The following is a 6,221-nucleotide window of genomic DNA, read 5'->3' on the forward strand; positions in this document are numbered from 1 at the left end:
CGACGATACCGCCCCAGGAGCGCAGCATCTTCAGTCGGGTCAGAACCGGGAACATCTCGCAGATCGCGTCGAGCGTATGGTTAATGATGTGCAGACCACCTGTCTGCGAATAAGAGGTGTATTGATCAGTTCCAGCGCCAATGACCATTTCACCCTTGTCTGACTGGGAAATATAGGCATGCACCGTATTCGACATAATCACGCAGGGGATCAGCGGCTTGACCGGCTCCGATACCAGCGCCTGCAGCGGGTAACTCTCAAGCGGCATGCGTACGCCGGCCATGTTCATGATCACCGACGTATGGCCGGCAGCGACGACGCCAACCTTCTTCGCATTGATCGGACCGCGATTGGTATCGACACCGATGACGGCGCCATTGGCCGCGCGGCGAATTCCTGTGACCTCGCAGTTCTGGATGATATGCACGCCGCGATCCGCCGCAGCGCGGGCATAGCCCCAGGCAACGGCATCGTGCCGGGCGGTGCCGCCGCGCCGCTGCAGCGCCGCGCCGATGATCGGGTAGCGGGCGTCAGCCGACAGATTGATCGGCGGGCAGAATTCCTTCACCTGTTCCGGCGTCAGCCACTCATTGTCGATGCCGTTGAGCCGGTTGGCATGGATGTGGCGCTTGAACACCTGAACGTCGTGGATATTGTGCGCCAGCATCATCACGCCGCGCGCCGAATACATCACGTTGTAGTTGAGGTCCTGGCTAAGGCCTTCCCAGAGCTTCACCGCATGTTCGTAGATACCAGCAGACTCGTCGTAGAGATAGTTTGAGCGGATGATGGTCGTGTTGCGACCGGTATTGCCACCACCCAACCAGCCCTTTTCGAGCACCGCGACATTGGTGATGCCGTGTTCCTTGGCAAGGTAATAGGCGGTCGCAAGACCGTGTCCGCCCGCGCCGACAATGATGACATCATATTCCGGCTTGGGTTCGGGTGATGTCCATTGCTGCTCCCAACCCTTGTGAGCACGCAGGGCTTCGCGGGCCAGAGCAAACACCGAATATTTCCGCATTTCCTATTCCTTTGCGAACCAGTTAGCCTTCGCAGAGCGATTGTTCAGAGATTTTCACAGGACCCTGTTCAGAAATCGACATCGATTTTATGACTGGGAGCCACGCTTTTATGCATCAGTATCGCATCCGTCCAAAGGTCTTTTGCCATTTTGCGACGGAGATTGGCGCTCCATGCCGGTTAATCTAAAATTCCGGACATGCTGTTTGCGCAAGATAGGAATATCAGCCATTTTGGACATCAGCACCATGGACATGCCGTCCAGTTTCTGATAATGGCCACGGCAGTTTGCGATGGATGACCGTCGCGAAGTCTGGTTTGTTGTCCCATCGATCGGCGGTGGATACGGTGAGCCGGGCTCAACGAAATTCTAAGAGATACAGGATAAAACGTGCAGGTACTCGTACGCGAAAACAATGTTGATCAGGCTCTCCGCGTTCTCAAGAAGAAGATGCAGCGCGAAGGCATGTTCCGCGAAATGAAGATGCATGATCATTACGAGAAGCCTTCGATCAAGCGCGCCCGCCAGAAGGCAGAAGCAATCAGCCGTGCCCGCAAGCTTGCGCGCAAGCAGGCACAGCGCGAAGGCCTTCTGCCAATGCCGGCACGCAAGGCTCCGGTCCGCGCTTCTGCGGCTCGTTGATCAGCATTTTATCGACGCCTTGACCCGAATACGGGGTGGAGTGGCACGTGCCACACCGCCCTTTTTTCGTTTGGTGCCATCGGAACAATAGGGCTTGTAAAGCCCTCGGTTGTACGGGACACATGAAATATGACCTATTCAGTTGAAATGACCTCGTATCGCGGAACTCGGTCAACCTTCAAATCGGTGCGGTTTTCCGGTTTGATATTCGCATCCGTCCTTACCTTGGCAATCGCTGGATGCCAGAGCACCTCGACCAGCGATATGACTGGTATCGACAAGGCACAAGGTTCCGCCGAGAACATCAGTTCACTCAACGACGTCATCCGCAACAACCCGAAGGATCCGGAAGCATACAATGTGCGTGGTTCGGCTTTTGGCCGTGCCGGTCGCAACAATGATGCGATCAAGGATTTCAACACGGCGCTGCAACTGAACCCGAATTTCTATCAGGCCTATGCCAACCGTGCCCTGGTCTATCGCAATATGGGCAATACGGCCCAGGCCGTGGCGGACTATAGCAAGGCTATACAGCTCAATCCGCAGTACGACGCCGCCTATATTGGCCGTGGCAATCTTTATCGTCAGGCCGGTCAGTTGGATCAGGCCATGAACGATTTCCAGCAGGCGATCCAGCTCAATACCACGGACCCACGTGCCTATCACAACCGCGGCCTTATCTATCAGGCACGCAATCAGCACAAGCAGGCGATCGAGGATTTCTCGACGGCAATCTCGCTGCAGCCGGATGCGGCAGAACCCTATAACGGCCGGGGCATTTCCTATGTCGCGCTCGGCGACGACGATAATGCCTTCGACGACTTCAATACCGCAATCAAGCTCGATGGCACGATTGCCGAGGGCTGGGCCAACCAGGCGCTGATCTACGAGCATCGCGGCGACAAGGCTCGGGCCGCGAAATCCTATGCCCGGGCGGCCCAGCTTGATCCCAAGTACAAGCCAGCTCTCGACGGACTTGCCCGCACGCGCAAGTCTTGATGCACCATGGGCAAACGCATCGTCGTTGTCCTGGCTCATCCGCTTAAGAATAGTCTTTGCGCGCATCTTGCATCTCTGACTGCTTCTTTGATCACTGACGCAGGACACGATCTGCGGATCGTCGATCTGTATGAGCGCGATTTCGATCCACGCCTCACGTCAAGCGAGCGGCGGAGTTATTATGCTGAGCATGATGCGAGTGCGGTTGCCGAGGACGCGGAGGCGCTTCGAACTGCCGATGTGCTTGTCCTCATCTTTCCCACATGGTGGTTCGGGCTTCCCGCTATTTTGAAGGGCTGGATCGATCGGGTATTCGTGCCTGGCGTAGCCTATGATCACGCGCCTGATTTTGGCCGCATGATCCCGAAGCTTGCCCAGCTGCAATCCTGCTTTGCGATCACGACGCTTGGCTCGCCCTGGTGGATCGACTGGTTCATCATGTTCCGCCCTGTTCGTCGCATCCTGTCGCGCGCCATCATTGGTACATGTGCCCCGAACGCCGGCTTTTCGATGGTGTCACTTTACAATGCAGAGAAGATTGCTGCCGGCAGATTGGCTGCCTTCGAGAGGCTGTTGACACAGAAACTGCTAAAACTGATCTGATCAAAAACAAATGGCCCGCCAGGTCTGGCGGGCCTTTTGCTAACTCGAATGATCCGTTGTCTAGTGATCAAGCGCCTTGACGATGTTTTCGACCATTTTCTTGGCATCGGCGAACAGCATCATGGTGTTGTCGCGGAAGAACAGTTCGTTCTCGACGCCGGCATAGCCGGAGCCCATGCCGCGCTTGATGAACAGCACTGTGCCGGCCTTGTCGACATCGAGGATCGGCATGCCGAAGATCGGCGATTTCGGGTCGGTCTTTGCCGCCGGGTTGGTCACGTCATTGGCGCCGATGACGAAGGCGACGTCGGCCTGGGCGAATTCCGAGTTGATGTCTTCAAGTTCGAACACTTCGTCGTAAGGCACGTTCGCCTCGGCCAGGAGCACGTTCATGTGGCCGGGCATGCGTCCGGCCACCGGATGGATGGCGTATTTGATTTCGACGCCTTCCGCCTTGAGCTTGTCGGCCATTTCGCGCAGGGCATGCTGGGCCTGCGCCACCGCCATGCCATAGCCCGGCACGATGATGACCTTGGAGGCATTCTTCATGATGAAGGCAGCATCGTCGGCCGAACCCTGCTTCACCGGGCGCTGCTCGACCTCGCCGCCGCCAGCAGCGGCGGTTTCGCCGCCAAAGCCGCCGAGAATGACCGAGATGAACGACCGGTTCATGCCCTTGCACATGATGTACGAGAGGATCGCACCCGACGACCCCACCAGTGCACCGGTGATGATCAGCGCCAGGTTGCCGAGCGTGAAGCCGATGCCTGCCGCGGCCCAGCCGGAATAGGAGTTCAGCATCGACACGACCACCGGCATGTCGGCGCCGCCGATCGGCACGATGATCAGGCCGCCGAGCACCAGGGACAGGATGACGATCAGCCAGAACACCGCATGGCTTTCGGTCAGGACCAGCGCAACGACCAGCAGCACGATGGCAACCAGCAGGGCGACGTTGAGGAAGTGGCGGCCGGGCAGCATGATCGGCTTGCCCGACATGCGGCCGTCGAGCTTCAGGAAGGCGATGATCGAGCCGGTGAAGGTGATGGCACCGATGGCGACGCCAAGCGACATTTCGATGAGAGCCTGGCCATGAATGCTGCCGAGCTCACCGATGCCGAAGGAACCGGGCGCATAGATCGCGGCGGCGGCAACCATTACCGCGGCCAGACCGACGAGCGAGTGGAAGGCGGCAACCAGCTGCGGCATGGCGGTCATGGCAATGCGCTTGGCGATATAGGCGCCGGCGCTGCCGCCAATGGCAAGGCCGACGACGATCAGGCCAAGACCCTTGAAGCTCGGCTCGGCCAAAGCCAGCGTGGTCAGGATCGATATGCCCATGCCGGTCATGCCGTAATAATTGCCCTGACGGCTGGTGGTCGGATGCGAGAGGCCGCGCAGCGCCAGAATGAACAGGACGCCGGAGACCAGATAAAGAAAAGTTGCGAAATTCACGCTCATGCTCATGGCCTCACTTTTCTTTTTTCTTGTACATGGCCAGCATGCGGTGAGTGACGAGGAAGCCGCCGAAGATGTTGACGCTGACGAGGACGAGCGCAAGGAAGCCGAGGCCGGTGGCAGCGCCGCTGGCCGAGAGGCCGACCGCCAGCAGCGCACCGACGACGATCACCGAGGAGATCGCGTTGGTGACGGCCATCAGCGGCGTATGCAGGGCCGGTGTCACCGACCAGACGACGTAATAGCCGACGAAGATCGCCAGAACGAAAATGGCAAGGCGGAAGACAAACGGATCGACGGCGCCGCCGGTGACCGCATGGGCTGCAGCGCCGGCAGCCTCCGGCATGTTTTCGGCAGCCTGGCGCACCATCTCGGTGGCCTGGTTCAGGGTCTCAAGCGCCTTTTCCAGTGTAGCATCAGCCATCACGCCTCTCCTTCAGTCGTCTTGGGGGCATCCGTCTTGGGGGCAGCCGTCTTGGGGGCAGCCGTTTTTGCGGCCGCCTTCCTCTGCGCCGCCTTCTTGGCTTCTGCCTTCACCGGAGCATCCTTTGTCACCGGCGCCTTGGCAGACGCCGCCTTTTTCGCAGCGGGCTTTGCCGCTGGCGCTGGCGCCGCGGCACTTGCCGCACCGGCGAAATTCGGATGAACCACCTTGCCCCCATGGGTCAAAACGGTCGCCTTGACCAGTTCGTCCTCGAAGTCGATCTTGACGCTCTTCGTATCCTTGTCGACCAGCGTCTCGAAGAAGGCGACGAGGTTCTTGGCATAAAGCTGCGATGCGGTGGCGGCGATGCGGCCAGGAACGTTCAGATGGCCGACGATCTTGACCCCGTCGACCTCGGTAATCTTGCCGGCGACGGCGCCTTCGACATTGCCGCCGCGCTCGACCGCAAGATCGATGATCACTGAACCCGGACGCATGCGCGCATACATTTCCCGTGTCACCAGCCGTGGCGCGGGGCGTCCTGGGATGAGCGCCGTGGTGATGACGATATCCTGCTTGGCGATGTGATCGGCGACCAGCGCGGCCTGCTTGGCCTGGTATTCCTTCGACATTTCCTTGGCGTAGCCGCCAGCGGTTTCCGCTGCCTTGAATTCCTCGTCCTCGACGGCAAGGAATTTGGCACCGAGCGAAGCCACCTGCTCCTTCACCGCCGGGCGCACGTCCGTGGCGGTCACCACCGCCCCGAGACGGCGCGCCGTGGCAATGGCCTGCAGCCCCGCGACGCCGACGCCCATGATGAACACCCTGGCCGCAGGTACCGTGCCCGCCGCCGTCATCATCATCGGTAGCGCCCGGTCATACTCCTCGGCCGCATCGACAACCGCCTGGTAGCCGGCGAGATTGGCCTGGCTGGAAAGCACGTCCATGACCTGCGCCCGGGTGATGCGCGGCATGAACTCCATCGTGAAGGCGGTCACGCCCGCATCCGCCAGCTCCTTCACTGCGGCATCATTGCCGTAAGGATCGAGCATGGCGATGACGACCGCGCCC

7 protein-coding genes are annotated in these 6,221 nt (G+C 59.5%); 3 read left to right on the forward strand and 4 right to left on the reverse strand.

What is annotated here, in order from left to right; translation table 11 throughout:
• Nucleotides 1-1,024, reverse strand: a 1,024-nt coding sequence (locus AAAC48_RS03460; RefSeq protein WP_340652830.1) for a sarcosine oxidase subunit beta family protein, incomplete at its 3' end; no start/stop codon positions are given.
• Nucleotides 1,025-1,414: 390 nt separating this feature from the next.
• Here AAAC48_RS03460 and rpsU point away from each other — a divergent pair.
• From rpsU to AAAC48_RS03475, 3 genes are all read left to right on the forward strand, one after another.
• Nucleotides 1,415-1,666, forward strand: coding sequence for a 30S ribosomal protein S21 (rpsU, locus tag AAAC48_RS03465; RefSeq protein ID WP_099997993.1), 252 nt, complete (start codon nucleotides 1,415-1,417; stop codon nucleotides 1,664-1,666).
• A gap of 147 nt (nucleotides 1,667-1,813) precedes the next feature.
• Nucleotides 1,814-2,665 carry a tetratricopeptide repeat protein gene (locus AAAC48_RS03470; protein WP_340652835.1) on the forward strand — a complete coding sequence of 284 codons (852 nt, stop codon included), beginning with the start codon at nucleotides 1,814-1,816 and terminating at the stop codon, nucleotides 2,663-2,665.
• Nucleotides 2,666-2,671: 6 nt separating this feature from the next.
• Nucleotides 2,672-3,268, forward strand: coding sequence for an NAD(P)H-dependent oxidoreductase (locus AAAC48_RS03475; RefSeq protein WP_340652831.1), 597 nt, complete (start codon nucleotides 2,672-2,674; stop codon nucleotides 3,266-3,268).
• Nucleotides 3,269-3,328: 60 nt separating this feature from the next.
• Here the strand turns inward: AAAC48_RS03475 and AAAC48_RS03480 are convergent, their stop codons facing one another.
• The 3 genes from AAAC48_RS03480 to AAAC48_RS03490 all read right to left on the reverse strand — a co-directional run.
• Nucleotides 3,329-4,729, reverse strand: coding sequence for an NAD(P)(+) transhydrogenase (Re/Si-specific) subunit beta (locus AAAC48_RS03480; protein WP_340652832.1), 1,401 nt, complete (start codon nucleotides 4,727-4,729; stop codon nucleotides 3,329-3,331).
• A 10-nt stretch (nucleotides 4,730-4,739) separates the two neighbouring features.
• Complete coding sequence (locus AAAC48_RS03485) at nucleotides 4,740-5,150, reverse strand: NAD(P) transhydrogenase subunit alpha (RefSeq protein ID WP_340652833.1); 411 nt, start codon at nucleotides 5,148-5,150, stop codon at nucleotides 4,740-4,742.
• Nucleotides 5,150-6,221 (reverse strand): NAD(P) transhydrogenase subunit alpha (locus AAAC48_RS03490; RefSeq protein ID WP_340652834.1); only part of this gene is annotated, 1,072 nt, incomplete at its 5' end. The genes AAAC48_RS03485 and AAAC48_RS03490, both read right to left, overlap by 1 nt.

Source organism: Phyllobacterium sp., from assembly GCF_037994405.1.
GTDB lineage: Bacteria > Pseudomonadota > Alphaproteobacteria > Rhizobiales > Rhizobiaceae > Phyllobacterium.